The sequence below is a fragment of the Streptomyces sp. NPDC002181 genome (assembly GCF_042890485.1).
In the GTDB taxonomy this organism is placed as follows: Bacteria; Actinomycetota; Actinomycetes; order Streptomycetales; family Streptomycetaceae; genus Streptomyces.
The window spans coordinates 120,359-136,016 of sequence record NZ_JBIASC010000017.1 but is presented as its reverse complement, the minus strand read 5'-3'; the positions used below and the strand labels follow the sequence as shown (position 1 = coordinate 136,016).

Annotated in this window: 15 protein-coding genes; 6 read left to right on the top strand and 9 right to left on the bottom strand. The window is 71.6% G+C overall.

Annotated elements, in window-relative coordinates; translation table 11 throughout:
* On the bottom strand, window positions 1-581 hold a 581-nt coding region (locus ACFYXV_RS31505; protein WP_389384729.1), incomplete at its 3' end, for an MFS transporter.
* Between the two features lie 571 nt (window positions 582-1,152).
* Between ACFYXV_RS31505 and ACFYXV_RS31500 the strand changes: the two genes are divergently transcribed.
* Window positions 1,153-3,879 (top strand): DUF4157 domain-containing protein, encoded by a 2,727-nt coding sequence (locus ACFYXV_RS31500; protein ID WP_389384728.1) that lies wholly within the window; start codon window positions 1,153-1,155, stop codon window positions 3,877-3,879.
* Between the two features lie 359 nt (window positions 3,880-4,238).
* Complete coding sequence (locus tag ACFYXV_RS31495) at window positions 4,239-5,135, top strand: hypothetical protein (protein WP_389384727.1); 897 nt, start codon at window positions 4,239-4,241, stop codon at window positions 5,133-5,135.
* Between the two features lie 550 nt (window positions 5,136-5,685).
* Here the strand turns inward: ACFYXV_RS31495 and ACFYXV_RS31490 are convergent.
* Window positions 5,686-6,216: an RICIN domain-containing protein gene (locus ACFYXV_RS31490; RefSeq protein WP_385462354.1), complete on the bottom strand. Its 531-nt coding sequence runs from the start codon at window positions 6,214-6,216 to the stop codon at window positions 5,686-5,688.
* A 346-nt stretch (window positions 6,217-6,562) separates the two neighbouring features.
* On the opposite strand from ACFYXV_RS31490, the gene ACFYXV_RS31485 reads away from it, so the two are divergent.
* The gene (locus ACFYXV_RS31485) at window positions 6,563-7,555 is read left to right on the top strand and encodes an ArsR/SmtB family transcription factor (RefSeq protein ID WP_389384726.1); all 993 of its coding nucleotides are present in this window, start codon (window positions 6,563-6,565) and stop codon (window positions 7,553-7,555) included.
* Here ACFYXV_RS31485 and ACFYXV_RS31480 read toward each other — a convergent pair.
* The 5 genes from ACFYXV_RS31480 to ACFYXV_RS31460 all read right to left on the bottom strand — a co-directional run bounded on the left by ACFYXV_RS31480 (window position 7,518) and on the right by ACFYXV_RS31460 (window position 11,090).
* Window positions 7,518-7,940, bottom strand: a complete 423-nt coding sequence (locus ACFYXV_RS31480) for a hypothetical protein (protein ID WP_389384725.1) — start codon at window positions 7,938-7,940, stop codon at window positions 7,518-7,520. The two genes, ACFYXV_RS31485 and ACFYXV_RS31480, sit on opposite strands and share 38 nt — an antisense overlap.
* Before the next feature lie 31 nt (window positions 7,941-7,971).
* Window positions 7,972-8,499 (bottom strand): GNAT family N-acetyltransferase, encoded by a 528-nt coding sequence (locus ACFYXV_RS31475; protein WP_389384724.1) that lies wholly within the window; start codon window positions 8,497-8,499, stop codon window positions 7,972-7,974.
* A 189-nt stretch (window positions 8,500-8,688) separates the two neighbouring features.
* On the bottom strand, window positions 8,689-9,114 hold the full coding sequence (locus ACFYXV_RS31470; RefSeq protein WP_389384723.1) for a CBS domain-containing protein: 426 nt from the start codon (window positions 9,112-9,114) through the stop codon (window positions 8,689-8,691).
* Window positions 9,115-9,361: 247 nt separating this feature from the next.
* Entirely contained in the window at window positions 9,362-10,612 is a 1,251-nt protein-coding gene (locus tag ACFYXV_RS31465; RefSeq protein ID WP_389384722.1) for a cation:proton antiporter, read from the bottom strand.
* Between the two features lie 7 nt (window positions 10,613-10,619).
* On the bottom strand, window positions 10,620-11,090 hold the full coding sequence (locus tag ACFYXV_RS31460; protein ID WP_383351104.1) for a cation:proton antiporter regulatory subunit: 471 nt from the start codon (window positions 11,088-11,090) through the stop codon (window positions 10,620-10,622).
* A gap of 281 nt (window positions 11,091-11,371) precedes the next feature.
* On the opposite strand from ACFYXV_RS31460, the gene ACFYXV_RS31455 reads away from it, so the two are divergent.
* Together ACFYXV_RS31455 and ACFYXV_RS31450 are read left to right on the top strand one after the other, a co-directional pair.
* Window positions 11,372-12,361 carry a HAMP domain-containing sensor histidine kinase gene (locus tag ACFYXV_RS31455; RefSeq protein WP_389384733.1) on the top strand — a complete coding sequence of 330 codons (990 nt, stop codon included), beginning with the start codon at window positions 11,372-11,374 and terminating at the stop codon, window positions 12,359-12,361.
* Window positions 12,358-13,059 (top strand): response regulator, encoded by a 702-nt coding sequence (locus ACFYXV_RS31450; RefSeq protein WP_389384721.1) that lies wholly within the window; start codon window positions 12,358-12,360, stop codon window positions 13,057-13,059. The genes ACFYXV_RS31455 and ACFYXV_RS31450 overlap by 4 nt, the downstream gene beginning before the upstream one ends.
* Window positions 13,060-13,091: 32 nt before the next feature.
* On the opposite strand, the gene ACFYXV_RS31445 is transcribed toward ACFYXV_RS31450, so the two are convergent.
* Window positions 13,092-13,550, bottom strand: coding sequence for an RpiB/LacA/LacB family sugar-phosphate isomerase (locus ACFYXV_RS31445; RefSeq protein WP_385462377.1), 459 nt, complete (start codon window positions 13,548-13,550; stop codon window positions 13,092-13,094).
* A gap of 202 nt (window positions 13,551-13,752) precedes the next feature.
* Here ACFYXV_RS31445 and ACFYXV_RS31440 point away from each other — a divergent pair, with 202 nt between their 5' ends.
* Window positions 13,753-14,337, top strand: a complete 585-nt coding sequence (locus tag ACFYXV_RS31440; RefSeq protein WP_389384720.1) for a hypothetical protein — start codon at window positions 13,753-13,755, stop codon at window positions 14,335-14,337.
* A gap of 209 nt (window positions 14,338-14,546) precedes the next feature.
* On the opposite strand, the gene ACFYXV_RS31435 is transcribed toward ACFYXV_RS31440, so the two are convergent.
* Window positions 14,547-14,963, bottom strand: a complete 417-nt coding sequence (locus ACFYXV_RS31435) for a hypothetical protein (protein ID WP_385462383.1) — start codon at window positions 14,961-14,963, stop codon at window positions 14,547-14,549.
* Window positions 14,964-15,658: the final 695 nt, after the last annotated feature.

The following is a 15,658-nucleotide window of genomic DNA, read 5'->3' as shown; positions in this document are numbered from 1 at the left end:
CGCCAGCCGAGCCAGTCGGTGTCGGTGATGACGCCTCCCAGGAGCGGGCCGGCGGCGGTGGCGACGGCGACGGTGGCGCCGGTGTAGCCGGAGTAACGGCCCCGCTCACGCGGGGAGATCATCGCGGCCGTGATCACCTGGACCAGAGCGGTCAAACCGCCCGCTCCCACGCCCTGCACCACACGGGCACTGATCAACATCGCCGGGCTCTGCGCCAGACCCGCGATGACCGAGCCGATGATGTAGACGACCAGGGAGGCCTGGACCAGCACCTTCTTGCTCACCAGATCGGAGAGCTTGCCCCAGATCGGCACCGACGCGGTCAGCGACAGCAACGCCGCCGTGACGACCCACGTGAATGCGGACTGGCCGCCGCCGAGGTCCTTGATGACCGCCGGCAGCGCGTTGGCCACGATCGTCGAGGAAAGGAGCGCGGCGAACAGGCCCACCAGCAGACCCGAGAGCGCCTTCATGATCTGCCGATGCGACATGGGCGTCTGCCCGTGGTCACCGCCGCCTTTTTCGGGCGCGCTCGCCGGTGTCGCGTGAGCGTGCACACCGGCCGGTGCGATCGTTGCCATGGTCTTCCCTCTTCAGAGTCTCAGATTCCCCTGAAGCGCGGTTCCGCGCTTCCCCGTGCCGGGCGTGCTTCCCGGCCCCACGATCGACCGCCGTTGCGGTGCCTCGTTCGGACAGACCGAGACTCTGACGGAACGCTGTCCACCTTCCAGAGCAAATGCGAACGACTACCTTTCACTCGTGTCCACTCATGTCCACTCCGCTGCAGCCGTTCACGCTTCATCAGGAGCACGTCCCCCGGTTCCGTGCCGTGCCCGTAGGTGCCCGATCGGACGGAGCCCTCGGCCCCGGGATGTGCCCCCGAGGCCCTGCCGTCGCCGGCCGCGGTCCGGTACAACGGCGGGACGGACGGCCTTGGTCTCCTCGTAAAGGGGTCGGGGCCCCACGCCTGTTGCAGGAGGAACCGCCGACAGGCGCCCTCGCTGCCGACCGGACGGACACGCCATGCGCGCACACGAAACAGCACCGGGCAACAAGGCCACGAACCCCGCGAAGACGCCACCTCGTCGTGCGACCGGCGTCGTTGGGCCGGGCCCGGGGCCGGGCCCGGGGCCGGGCCCGGGGCCAGGCCCGTTGAGTCCGGCGCAGGTCGTCGCGCTGCGCGGCCTGGTGGGCAATCACGCCATCGCGCGCCGCGTCGCCGAAGACCGGCACGTCCACGGTGCCGGCTGCGGGCACGGCACGGTGGCGGATTCCAGCCCCGAGGGGCAGGCGGCCCTGCTCGGCGCGGCGATGTCGTCCTCTCAGGGGCGCCCGCTGCCGGAGGACGTGCGCAAGGAGGCGGAGCCGTTCTACGGGAGGAGTTTTTCCTCCACGCGCCTGCACGACGACGCGGTGGCCCAGCGCGCGACCGCGGCGATGGGCGCCGAGGCGATGACGGTTGGCAACCACATCTTCCTTCCGCCCTCGGCCGTCCGGAACAAGAAGCTCATCGGTCATGAGCTCAGCCATGTGAAGAACAACCTCGACGGAGTGCGCGAGACCGGTCACGACAACGGTGCCGGGGTCCCCGTCACCGACCCCGGGCAGGGCTCAGAGCGGTCGGCGGAAGGCGATGGGGCCGCCTTCGAGGCGGGAGCGGTGCAGGCTCCGTCTCTCGGCGCGGGCCGGGCCGCTTCCGGTGCGGGACCGGGTTCCCCGGCTCTGCAGCGCATGGTCGGACGCGCCGTCGTGGCTCGGGCGAAGGACACCAAGGGCAAGGGCAGGGCCGAGGCGGCGGCGGGCGGTTCCTCCAAGGTCCTGGCCGAATGGGAGACGCGTTACCAGAAGATCGCGGAGCTGGCGAAGCAGTGCACCGAAGAACAGCCGGACTTCCGGTGGGGCCGGGTCACCGAAGAAGTGATCATTCGTTACGCGCACTCGTACGAGGGCCGGCGCGAAGAGCAGAGCCTTCGGCACTTGGCCCGCAGGGCGTACAGCAGCATCGGCCACCAGGAGAAGATGGCGGCGGCCGCCGGGGCGACGGCGGAGAAGGATCCGGCGAAGAAGCCGAAGAAGGAGGACAAGGAGGAAGAGGTCCAGGCGATGCTGGGCAACAACACCCTGTTCCTCTCCACCAACCGGGATCGGTCCGTCCTGGGCCTGCACCGGGCGCTCTTGGCCGCCGCGGGCCTGAGCGCGAGCGAAGAGGACGCGCCCGGCGCAGCGCTCTCGCAGATGCTGATCACCGATCACGACGGTCCCGCCGCCGTGGAGGACGAGCTGGAGGCGGTGCCGGAGGAGTCGGGCAAGCGGCGAGCCGGCGCGGCCGCCCCCCAGACCGGCAAGCGCCGGCAGACCGGCAAGGGCGCGGGTGCGGCGGCGATGCCCCAGCGGGACGAGGGGCAGGAACGCGACCGGCAGGCCCGCCTGAAGATCCGTCAGGGTCTGACGCCGAAGGGCATGCCGGCACTGTCACTGGACGCCGCGATGGACGTGGACGACCCGGCCTCCTCGTACAAGCGGGACAACGCGACTCTGCAGGCTCTGCGGAACGCGAAGTGGGTTCGTACGATCGACGTCTCCCAGGCGGCCGCACGGGACCCGAAGCACCGCGCCTATCTGGCCGATGTGGTGTCGGGCAAGTACCCCGGGTACGCGTATCTGCTGCACAACGGTGACAGCAGGGAGGCGCAGCACGCCGAGCAGAAGCTCCTGATGCTGCTGAGCCACGTCGGCCAGGACGCCGGTCAGTTCCTGATCCGCGGCAGGAAGCGACCGTGCCGGGCCTGCCTCGCGCTGCTCCGGTACTTCAAGGAGGAGCTGGGTTTCGACATCTCCTTCAACCCGCGGGGCAACCACCTCTTCGTGACACCGCTCAAGCATGCCTTCGAGACCTTCGGCAAGGACATCGGACCGGAGGCGCAGAAGCAGTTCGACGCACACTTCGAAGCGCACACGGGACCCGGGCAGCCGATGTACGCTTCCGCGCCCAGGAACGCGACACCCGCCGCCGCCTCGGCCGCGCACGGTATCCACGAAGCGGCGCGGGGGGAGGACGGCGGCATGGAACAGCGGCTGGAGCTCGCCAAGACCGACAACGGCAAACGGCGCTACCCCAAGAGCGTGCGTCCGACCGTGGACTCACCGTCCACCAGTGAGGCTTCGGACGACTCCGGCACGGAAGCGGTGAACGACCTGGCCACCCGCACCGGGGAGCTCAACCTCCGGACGGAGTCCAAGGCTCCGCCCGCGCCCGTCGGGGACAAGGAGGCGCAGGCCGCGGAGAAGAAGGAGAAGCTCAGGAAGGAGGTCGAGCGGCGGCTGATGCCGCTGATGGGAAACGACCTGCTGGACGAGTACCTGCAGCACCGGTCGCGCAAGGAGGCGCGGTCGGAGGGCGAGAAGGGCGATGGAAAACCCTATGCCACCCCGTTCCCGGACGAGTTGCTCGCGGGCATTCAGGCGTTGACGGCAGGCGCGGGTGCGATCGCCAGTCAGGCCTTCGTGGCTCGGGAGATCTTCGACATCATGCCGCCCGCTCTGGCGAACAGGCTGCGGAAGCGGGCCAGCGGACATGAGCGGAAGAAGCCACGTCCGATCAGCGAGCGGGAGAAGGAGCGGCTCGTCGCAGCGATGCCTGCCGACTACCGCCGGGCGTGGGACAGCGCTGCCCAGATCAAAAGTGCCCCCACGTTCACGAACGACTTCGAGGACCTGATCCACAGCATCATGTTCCGGGGCCCGGAGAGGGTCTCCGAGCACTCCATGGCAGAGGCCCTGCACCTGCACCCGTCCACGCTGAAGGGCAGGATGCCCGGGATCAAGAAGAGGCACGACCATCTCCTCGACGACCCCGGCGAAGGCCCGGCTCCCGCGTAACCCGCCTTCCCGTACGGCGGGATGACGGGAGGCGGGTGCCCGCGCGGGGTGACTGCAGCAGGTTCCTGCGAGACCGGTGAGCCCCCGCGCGGAAGCCAGGGGCTACCTGTCGCCCCGGCGCGGCCCGGCCCGATGACCTCGTGGCTTTGTTGGCGGTCTCGGCACTTGTGCGCGCCTGTACCCGAGACCGGCGGGCGGATCGCCGGGGAAAAGCGCCTCGCCGCTCTCCCACGGTCGATCACCATCCGGTGCCACCGAGTGCCTGCGTCCGAGTCGCCCATGACGAGTTGGGCATCCGGCTGCAATGGCAGATCGATTTGGGGCGTCCTCGTCCAGGCTCGACGCTTACCCTGCGTTCCATGGAACTGGATGCTGAACTCAGTGCTCTGGCGGCCCAAGAGGACCTGCCCGCTGACCTGGTGCGCCGCTTGCTCCAGTACCCGGGGGCTCGGCGCACGGTGGCGTTGCTGCGTCGGGACCTGACTGATGACCTGATAGCGGAGATCATCGACCTTGGCTCCGTACGGACCCTCGCCGCGAACTCCTCCGTGCCGTCCCAGATCAGGGCCCGCTTCGCGGAGCATCCGGAGCCGGCCGTTCGGTGTGCGGTCGCGGCGAGCGTCAGGGACGAACCGCTGGGGCTGCTCGCCCGTCTGGCGGCCGACCCGGACCCTTCCGTGCGGTCGTTCCTTGCGATGAACGAGCATCTGCCAGCGGAGTTGCTGGCCCTCCTGGCCTCGGACTCGGAAGCCAGTGTGCGGTCGTCAGTCATCCAGCGCTGGCGCGATGTTCCGGACGACGTCCGCAGGATGCTGCTGACGGACGCCGACCCGGGCATTCGCAGTGGCAGTGTTCGGGCATCCGTCCCTCCCGCGGACCTTCTGCCCGGACTGCTGGCAGATCCGGCGACCCGTGCTGCTGCGGTCGCCCATGCCGTACCGACTCCCGAACTGGCTGCCGACCCGGATTCCGACGTCCGGGAGGCCGTCGCCGCACATCCGGACCTGCCTGCCGGTCTGCGTGACCTGCTGGCAGCGGACCAGGACATCTCCGTCAGGAACGCGATCGCGGCCCGGTCAGACACCCCGCCGACTTTGCGTGAACAAATCGTGGCTACATTGGAGCCTGACGGTCCGGTCGCCGAATGGACGCTGTCGTTCCTCCGAGACACCCACACGTGTCCGCGGGCCGCACCGCCACCGCCGCGCCGCACACGGCAACAGGCAGAATCCCTGCTCGCTCAGGCTGGGCTGTAGCGATGAGCTCGTGTCGTCGAGCTGCCGGAGGGGTCGGGACGGCAGAGTCAGGCCACCGGTTTCCATGCGCGCCCTCCTCACAGCGCGGCGGCGGCGGTGCCTGCGGCAACCCCTACGAGCCGGCAGCGCGACAGCCTGCCCGGGGGCGGTCGATAACCGACCCATGTTTCCCTTCCGGCATGTCGAAGGTCGCAGCCTCCACCTTGTTCGTGCTGTTGCCGAACCGCTGCGGGTAGAAGTCTGCGAGGGGCCGCCGGTGGCCGGTCTTCGCGCCAGGTACGCAGTGGTCCCGGAACGGGGTGCACCGCTGCCCGCCGGCAACGGCGGGCAACGTCTCCCCCGCTGCGGCAGACGCCGCCCGCGTCGGCCTCTCCCTCCCCGGGGGAAGCCGCCAATTCATCGGCCGTGTCAGAAGTGGTCCGGGGCGGATGCTGTGATCAGAGCCGATGCAGCACAAAGGCCGGGTCCGCCGTGGCCGCCCCCCGGGGCAGGCCCGGCGGTGCGGGCCGGCGGGACGGCGGCAGCGGCCGCACCGCCGGGCACCCGTCCGTCAGATGCGGCTCCAGACCTGGGTCGCGGCGCCCGTGCAGACCGTCTGGCGCACTTCGCGGCGGCTGCCCGAGGGCTGCCCACCGTCGTCCAGGCACAGGCCGCTGGCCATGTTCTTGATCGTCACCGAGCTGCCGCCCAGTTCGACGAACTCCCAGCGCATGCTCGACAGGTTGTCGCAGTCGCGCTGGACGACCTGGGATCCCGGCGCCGTACCGGCCGACATCATGCACTTGTACGAATGCTGCGCGGAGAGCATCGAAGTCGGGTCGTCGACCTGGAAGTTCACGATGAACGTCTGGTTGCCCTTGCCGTTGCAGCTGAACTGCTGGAGCAGCGCGCCGTTGTCCTTGGAACCGGCGCGCACGTCCAGACACTTGCCGGTGGCCGCGTTCCTGTACTCGTACTGGCCGCTGACCCCGGCGTGAGCCGGTGTGGTGAGCAGGGCGGTCGCCGAGAGCGCCGCGCCGAGGGCGAGAGCGGCGCGGACGGCCGGCGAGGTGCTGACGGCGAGCGAGGTGCGAAACGTCATGGTGCGGTCTTCTCCCTGGTCCATGGTGTGCTGGGGAACCGGCGGGGCCGGCCGGAAGTCCGTCCGGCGCCCCGAAGGGCGACCGGACGGTTCCGCCCCCGTACGCGAGCCAGCTTCGCGGCGCCGCGACCTCGCCCTCAAGGCCCTTCGAGCTGGATCGAATCCGGACATCGGACAGCCCCGGCCCGTCTTCAGGCCAGATCTCCCCGGCCCGGCCCGTCGCCCGCGGACCCCGCTACTAGGCTGCTCGTACAGGTCGTTGGGGCGCGGACCGGGAGGGCTCGGTTCCGGCCCCCGCCTGCCGCGCCGCCCCGCTCCCGCACGCCGATCCCCTGGAGACACGTCGGTGTTACGCATCCACTTCACCGCCGAAGACCTCACCCGGGTCCGCATCGCCGATGCGCCCGACCCCCTGGCGGAGACGATCCTGAGCCTGCCGCTCCTCCAGGCCGGCGGGTCGGCGGGGGTAGCCCTGGGCGGATGGCGCGAGCGCACCCGCCTCGCATTGCAGCCGCAGATGCGGCCGCTGTTGGAACTGGCTCCGGCCGGCCCGGGCGAGTACGTACCGGAGGCGTTCATCCACGCGGCCGCCACAGACCTCGCCGACAGCCTGGACCACACCTGGTCCCTGCCGCGCGTCCAATGGTCAGCGGACTGGCTGGCCACCCGCATCCAGCGGCCCGCGGCCCCCCGCTGGATCCACGCCCTGCACCATGGCGACCGGGCCTGGGGAGAGCTCATCGGTCGCCGGCTCCACGACTACCACGCCCTGGCCGTCGCACCGTACTGGGCCCAGCTCGTGGCGACGGCGCACACCGAGCGCGTCCAGCGGGCCCTGGCAACGGTCGACTCGGGCGTCGAGGGGCTGTTCGGCACACTGCATCCGGAGATCGACTGGTCGGCCGGCGTCCTGTCGGTCCCCTGCGACCTGGACACCGACCTCGAACTGGCGGGCCGCGGAATCCTGCTCGTCCCGACGTTCTTCTGCCCGAGGCCCCTCGTCCTGGTCGACAACGCCGACGTCGGGCGTCCGCCCATCCTGCGCTACCCGATGGTCCGCTCCCTCGCCGACTGCGCGTCCGTGGTGGCCCCGGGGACGGCGGGTACGGGAGCGGGGCTCACCGCTCTGCTCGGCACGACCCGTGCCCGCCTCCTGCGCGCCGCCCAGGCCCCGGCCGGTACGACCGAACTGGCCCGCCGCACGGGCACCTCACCGGCCACGGCGAGCCACCACGCCTCGGTCCTGCGCGGGGCGGGCCTCCTGACGACCTGCCGGGACGGCTCCGCGGTCCGCCACAGCCTCACCCCGCTGGGCCGCGCACTCCTCGACGGCCATTGACGTCGTAGTCGTGGTGCGGGGGGAGCCTGGTTCTGGTGAGGCATCCGTCGAGCCGGAGATCCATAGGGACGGCCGGCCGCCCCCACATTTGCTGGTGCTCGCCCGGTCCGGCGACGATGCAGAGGCCGTCTCGCAGAACAGAAGGGCACTCGCCGGCTTCGGTGACGAGCTGCGCTTCGGCTGCCACGACCGTGCCGGGGCCGGTGGGTGCGGGCTCCACCTCGCTGGTGTCGAGCTCGAAGTAGGCGGTGCCGCACCCGCATGTGCAGCGCGCTCGCACGAGGAGGTACGGAATCTGCCGTCGGAGCGCGATGCGAACCGGGGTGTCCCCGTTCAGGATTGCCGCGAGCAGCTCGGCCACGTCGGCCGGCAGGCTCTCGTTCATCCCGGCACCGTATCTGACCGGCGACTTTGGATCAGCAGTGTTGGCCGGGCCGTCCGGATGGACGCGCCAGCCTGAATCGGGCCAGTCGCAGTCCGGGAACCGGCTCGATCGTGTCGACGCGGGAGAATCCGAGGCGCTCGTAGAGTGCGACGGCCGGGTGGTTGTCGGCGCCGGTGCTCACCAGTGCGTCGTGTTCGGGAGCGAGGTCGGCCAGGAGGTGCTGCAGCAGGGCCGAGGCCAGTCCGCGACGGAACCATTCGGGGTCCACGCACACGCGCTCGATGTCGATGAGGTCCTCAGCCACGTCCTGCCAGGCGACGAAGGCGGTGATCTCGCCCCCTGCCATGGCTCCGAGCCACCGCAGGGGCTGTGCGCGCATCTCTTCCAGGCTCTCCCGCAGCGGCGGGATGCGGTCGAAACGGATCAACTCGGCCTCGACCGCGTAGGCGCGGCGGCCGATACGGTGAACGGCTCCTGCCGTGGCTTCGTCGGTGAGACTCAGTTCGCCCATGACGATGCCGGGGTGGCGGTCGCTCTCGTATCGGTCGGCAGTCGGCATCTCCCCATGGTAGGCCGTCGGCCGTGGGCTGTTCCGCATGCGGTGGTGATGCTTTGGGGTGGGCCGGGGCGGGGTCTGATGCCATGAAGAGCGTTTCGATTCCCGGTCCCTACGTCGCCGTTGCACCGCCCGTCGTCCGCCACTGCGCCTGCTACGTCCGCTGCGTCCGCTGCGTCCGCTGCGTCCGCTTCAGCGGCCCCTCCCCTCGGCCGCCGCGATCGCGGAGAGCGGAGACCCCGGATCGCGTTCGACCTCCAGATCACCGAGGGTGACGATGCCGACGAGTTCGCCGTTCTCGGCCTGTACCGGCAGGCGCCGGAGCGCGTGCCGGCGCATGAGGTCGACGGCCTGATCGACGTTTTCGTCGGGCCTGACCGTGAACGGATCGCCGCTGCAGATCGCCCGCACCGTAGTTTTGGCCGGGTCCCGGTCCTCGGCCAGCGCCCGGACGACGATGTCCCTGTCCGTGAGGATGCCGAGAAGCCGACCCTGGTCCACCACCAGTACGTCCCCGATGCCGGCGTCCCGCATCACCCGCGCGGCCTCCGCCAGCGATGTCAGCTGTTCGACCGTTACCGGATTTCCCGTCATCACCTCGTGCACCCGTCGCGTCATCGATCCTCCCGATGCTCGAAGGGGTCTTGCACCGGGGCGCCTACCCGTCCTCGCCGGGGGTAAGCACGTGCTTCGGCGCCCGGACCTCGGGGGCCGGCCGCAGGTTCGCCCGGTATGCGCTCCCCGGCCGTTCGGGGGCGCGCAGGGCGCCCTGTCCGGCCTCGTCTCCAGGGGGCGCCCGCGAAGCCGTACGACGGGCCGAGCAGCACGGTCTCCCGACTGGTGATCGCCGCCCGGCTGCCCACGCTCACATGCGGCCGGCCGGATCCTGCGCCTGGTCCTTGAGGTCCTTCGGGAACCCGTGCGGGGAGGGCGCTGCGGCCCGGACCGGACCCGACGGGGTGCGGGGGCGCCCGAACCGGGCGGCCACGGGTTCGGTGTAGCGAGCGGTCAGCGGCCCGATCACCACGAGGATCAGCACGTACGCGGTGACGAGCGGGCCCATCGCGGGTTCGATGCCGGCGGTGACGGCGAGGCCTGCGATGACGATGGAGAACTCACCGCGGGCCACCAGCGTGCCGCCCGCCCGCCAGCGTCCCTTGACCCCGATCCCTGCCCGCTTCGCCGCCCAGTAGCCGGTGGCGATCTTCGTTCCCGCCGTGACCGCGGCGAGTGCGAGCGCGGGCAGCAGGACGGGCGGGATGCTCGCCGGGTCGGTGTGCAGGCCGAAGAAGACGAAGAACACGGCCGCGAACAGGTCGCGCAGCGGGCTGAGCAGGGTGTGGGTGCCCTCGGCGACCTCGCCGGAGAGGGCGATACCGACGAGGAAGGCCCCGACCGCCGCCGAGACCTGGAGCTGCTGGGCGATGCCGGCGACGAGCAGGGTCAGGCCGAGGACGACGAGGAGCAGCTTCTCCGGGTCGTCGCTGGAGACGAAGCGGGAGATGTGGCGCCCGTAGCGGACGGCGACGAACAGGACCGCTCCGGCGACGCCGAGGGCGATGGCCAGGGTCGCACTGCCGGCGGCCAGGCTCACGCCGGCGAGGAGGGCGGTGATGATGGGCAGGTAGACGGCCATGGCGAGGTCTTCGAGGACCAGGATGGACAGGATGACGGGGGTCTCGCGGTTGCCGACGCGGCCGAGGTCGCCCATGACCTTGGCGATGACACCGGAGGAGGAGATCCAGGTGACCCCCGCCAGGACCACGGCGGCAACGGGACCCCAGCCCATCAGGAGTGCGGCCACGGCGCCGGGGACGGCGTTGAGGGTGAAGTCCACCAGCCCGGCCGGATATTGGGTCTTGAGGTTGGTGACCAGGTCGCTGGCCGTGTACTCCAGACCCAGCATCAGCAGGAGCAGGATGACGCCGATCTCGGCGCCGATCGCGACGAACTCCTCGCTCGCCCCCATCGGCAGCAGTCCGCCGGTGCCGAAGGCGAGGCCGGCCAGCAGGTAGAGCGGTATCGGGGAGAAGTGGAAGCGGCCGGCCAGTCTGCCCAGCAGGCCCAGGCCCAGGATGATCGCACCGAACTCGATCAGGAACACAGCGGAGTGCACGGGCGTCTCACTCCCGTCCGAGTATCGCGGCGGCGGCGTCGACTCCCTCGCGGGTGCCGATCACGATGAGGGTGTCCCCGCCCGCGAGGCGGAAGTCCGGCGCGGGAGACGGACGGGCTTCCGCCCGGCGGAGTACGGCCACGATCGAAACGCCGGTCTCGGTGCGCATCCGGGTCTCGCCCAGCACCCGGCCGTTCCAGTACGAATGCCCGGACAGCTCGATCCGCTCGGCGACCAGGCCCAGGTCGGTGGTGTGCAGCACGTTGGGGCTGTGGTGGGCCGGCAACAGCGCGTCGATCAGCGAGGCCGTCTCGGCACCCGTCAGGTGCAGGGACTGTGCGCAGGCGTCGGGGTCGTCAGCCCGGTAGAGGTTCACCGTCCGGGTGCCGTCCCGGTGCGCGACCACCGACAGGTGCCGGTGCTCGCGGGTGGTGAGGTCGTACTGGACCCCGATGCCGGGCAGTGGCGTGGTGCTCATCCGTGGAGCAGGCACAGCTGTCCCCCTCGTGTTCGCTCTCGTACGTGGCGCCGCTGCGGCGGACAGTCGGTCTCGGGCAGGAGAAGGGCCGCGCGGCGGGGCCCATCGTGCCACTTTTCGCGTGTCCGAAATATGGGTGCCGGCACGGATGGACAGCAGCCTTCACCGGCGTGAGGATGGGGGCGGGGAAGTAGGTTCCACTGCAGGTCACAGCACCTGGATACGGGGCGGCCGGGCGGCCGTCGAGGATGCTGGGGGACCGGCTGGAAAGGCGTGTGGCCGTGTCGTTGTACTGGCGGATCTTCCTCCTGAATGCCGGTGTTCTCGCCGTCGCGGTGGCCCTGCTGCTGGGCCCGGTCACCGTCTCCACGCCGGTCCTGTTCGGGGAGGCTCTCGTGCTCCTCGGCGGGCTGGCCGCGATGCTCGTCGTCAACGCGGTCCTCCTGAAGGTCGGCCTGGCCCCGCTCGCCCGTCTCAACCGGGCGATGGCCACCGCCGACCTCCTCAAGCCCGCCACCCGCCCGACGGTCAGCGGTGGCGGGGAGGTCGCCGGACTCACCCGGACCTTCAACGCGATGCTGGACCGGCTCGAAGCGGAGCGGGCGATCAGCAGCGGCCGGGTACTCACCGCGCTGGAGGCCGAACGCAAGCGCATCGCCCAGGAGCTCCACGACGAGATCGGCCAGACCCTCACCGCGGTCCTCCTCCAGCTCAAGCATGCCGCCGACCGTGTTCCCGAACCGGTCCGCACCGACCTGCACCAGGCCCAGGAGACCACCCGTGCCAGCCTGGACGAGATCCGCCGCATCGCCCGCCGCCTGCGCCCCGGTGTCCTGGAGGAACTCGGCCTCCACAGTGCGCTGCGCTCCCTGGCCGCGGAGTTCACCACTCCACGCCTGGGCGTCACCGCCCACATCACCCCAGGCCTGCCCCACCTGGACCCCGCCGCCGAACTCGTCCTCTACCGCGTCGCCCAGGAAGGCCTGACCAACGCCGCCCGCCACTCCGGAGCCACCCGCGTAGAGGTCCATCTGCGCCCCTCGCCCCGAGGCGGCGTCGGCCTGCTGGTCCGCGACAACGGACACGGTCTCGGGGAGGCGCCCGAGGGCGCCGGCATCCGCGGGATGCGCGAACGCGCCCTGCTCATCGGCGCCGGACTCCACGTCGGTGCCGGCCCACAGGGCGGTGCCCAAGTCCGGATCGAAATCACCGACCCCGCCGGTATCACGGACATCGCCAACATCGCCGACACCACGAGGGCCACCCGATGACCCGGCCCGGCCCCGGACTCGAACCCGTACCCGTACCCGTACCCGGACCCGGACCCGCCCGCATCCTCCTCGCCGACGACCACACCCTCGTCCGCCGGGGCGTACGCCTCATCCTCGACGCCGAACCCGACCTGACCGTCGTAGGCGAAGCAGCGGACGGAGCCGAAGCCGTCGCCCAGGCCCGCAGCCTCGACGTCGACCTCGCCGTCCTCGACATCGCCATGCCCCGCCGAACCGGCCTGCAAGCCGCCCGCGAACTCGCCCGCACAAGACCCGGCCTGCGCATACTCATGCTCACCATGTACGACAACGAGCAGTACTTCTTCGAAGCCCTGCGCGCCGGAGCCTCCGGCTACGTCCTCAAGTCCGTCGCCGACCGCGACCTCGTCGAAGCCTGCCGCGCCGCACTGCGCGACGAACCGTTCATCTACCCCGGGGCGGAGACCACCCTCATCCGCACCTACCTCGACCGCGCCCGCAACGGCGGCCCGATCCCGGAGCGGCCCATCACCGAACGCGAGGAGGAGATCCTCAAGCTCGTCGCCGAAGGCCACAGTTCCAAGGAGATCGGGGACCTCCTGGTCATCAGCCCCAAGACGGTCGAACGCCACCGCGCGAACCTGCTCCAGAAGCTCGGCCTGCGCGACCGCCTCGAACTCACCCGCTACGCCATCCGCGTCGGTCTGATCGAGCCTTAGCCACCGGGGCCGCACCGGCTACCCGGCAGCGTTCAGGGTGTGGTTGTTCTCGTGTCGTCGAGCCGTTCGACGCGCGCTACGTTCTCCCGGTCCTCGGCGTCCTCACTCGCCTCGGCGGCGAACCACGCGTCGAGGATCTCCTTGAGCAGCGGTTCCGAGGTCAGGCGCAGGCTGAGCGCGAGCACGTTGGCGTCGTTCCAGCGGCGCGCACCGTCCGCCGTGTAGGCGTCCGTACACAGGGCCGCGCGTACGCCGGGAACCTTGTTCGCGGCGATCGAGGCGCCCGTACCGGTCCAGCAGCACACGACGGCCTGGTCGGCGTTCCCGGCGGCGACCTCGCGGGCCGCCGCCTCCGAGCAGGCTGCCCACTGCCGGTCGTCGCCGGGCCGCAGCGCCCCGTACGTCACCACTTCGTGTCCGCGGTCGCGCAGCTGCCCGAGGAGTGCGCGAGCCACGGGTTCGTCCATGTCCGAGGAAACGGAGATCCGCATGCCCCAAGGCTAACCGGCCGCGGAGGGGACGGCGGGTGTCCGCCCCGGCGCCACCGGCGGCGCCGAAGCGGCCGGCAAGGCGCAGGGCGGCAGTGGACGACGCGGTTCGGGAACGCCATGGCGGTCCGGCAGCCGGCCCGCCCCGTCTCTTCGTCAGCTGTGGTTCCAGGCCGGCCTCGTGGGGTTCGGCGAAGGAGTCGGCGTGACGCCGGGGTTCGGTGCGGCCGTGGGGGCCGGCGTGGCCGTGGGGGCCGGCGTGGCGCTGGGGTTCGGTATCGGGCCGGGGGTGCAGGTCGGGCTCGGCGTGATGGCGTCGCTCGGGACCGGGTCGGGTACCGGTACGGGGGCAAATGCGGGAACCGGTGTGGAGGTCGGGACCCGGGTGGGGGTCGTGCTCGGCACGCGTGTCGGCGCGGGCGTGGGGGCGGCGCTCGGCGTGGTGGCCGGGGTGCAGGCCGGCCCCGGCGCACAGGTGGGACTGTTGGTCGGATCGGGCGTGACGGCAGGACTCACGGTCGCGTCGGGCACGGAGGCCACCGCCAGCGGTGCGCGGGCCGGAGCCGGCGCGGATCCGGGCTCGGTGGTCGGACGCGGAGTCCGGGTGGGACTCGGAGTGGGAGTGGGAGTGGGGTCCGGCCCCCGGCTCGGGTCTGGTGTGCAGGTGGGACTGCCGGTCGGCATCGGCGCCGGTGTCACCGATTCGGCTCGGGCCATGCCGGTCGCAAGGGTCAGGCCCGCGACTAAGCCGGATGCCGCGACCACGGCCGCCAGTCCACGAATTCGCTGAGTGCGCATCTGGTCTTTTCCCCCCGGTCTTGCTGCCCGGCGCTGTCGCCGGACAAGATCAGGAGCAAGCCAACACGGTTCGCCGGCGCCCCGCAAGATCGTTCTTCCGCCCTCCGTGATTCGTTCCTCTGACCGGCCATCACGCCGGGCGGGGCGGGCACGGCCGTGTCCGGGTGACGGGGCGACGAAAGGTCCATGCACAGCGGGGGCTCAGGGGCGCGGGTAGCCGTGGCCCGGTGGCGGATACGGCCGGCCCGGCGCTCGGGCCAGGCCGTGCAGCACGATCCGCTCGAACTCCGACAACTCCCCCACCCTCCCCGACCCGTCGCCACCCGCGGCGGCGTCGATCGCGTACAGCAGCCGCACCGACCGCTCCCGGTCCGCCACCGCCCCCGCCTCCTCCCCCGGCGTCGGCGCAGCGGCGTCCAGTAGTGGCGGGTCCGCGGGCCAGGAAAGGTGCAGGGCGCCCGTACGCCAGGAACCCGCCAGCACCGCCGCCCCGGCCGACACCCCCAACACCGTGCCCGCGGTGTCGTACCCCGCCCAGTCCGCCCACCAGCCGGCCGCGCCGAACGCCAACCCGGCCAGGACGCTGTACCCGACCCGGCGCCGCCTGCGCGCCGTCACCCCCTGCACGGGGTCGAAGCCGCGGGCGCGGTCGGCTCGGCGGCGGTCGGCGGGGTGTAGCGGGTCGACGCGGGCGCGGGCCGGGCGGTAGGGAACACCGGCCCCGAGCCCGGCCGCCGATGCCGCGCCGGACGGGGCCGGGAGAGCGGCAACCGCCCCGTCGACACCGCCGCCCCTGCCGTGCGCGGCAGGAACCCCTCGGCATCGACACCGTGCCGGCCGAGGAGGGTCATCCGGGCCGCCGGCCGGGCCGGGGAGGCGAGGATCGCATCGCGGACCGGACCTTCGGGCATCGCCGCCGTGAACAGTTCCGCCCCCGGTCGGTGCCCGTCGCGCTGAACCGGGCCTGGACGGGCAGGGCCTGCGGGTCCGCAGCCGCATCGGCCGCAGGGGCATCCGACCGGGCCCGTGACGGTGCGCCGGGTCCGGCCGACCCGAGACCCGATAAGGCACCCACCCGGAACGAACGCGACTTCAGCGACACCCGACCACTCCCAGGACGAAATCGACTTCCGCCCTGGTAACGCACCCGCCACGGCGAAGACACGCCGCCCGCCGCCCCCCGGTGGCGTCCGCCGTGCGTAGCCTGCGCCGACGGCGGCATCGGCTGGGCGCAGCCGGACGTCGGCCAAGCGTGCGCGAGCGGCTGGGGCGCACGGCGCTGACACCGCCGCTCGCGTTCGCCTGCCGGCGGT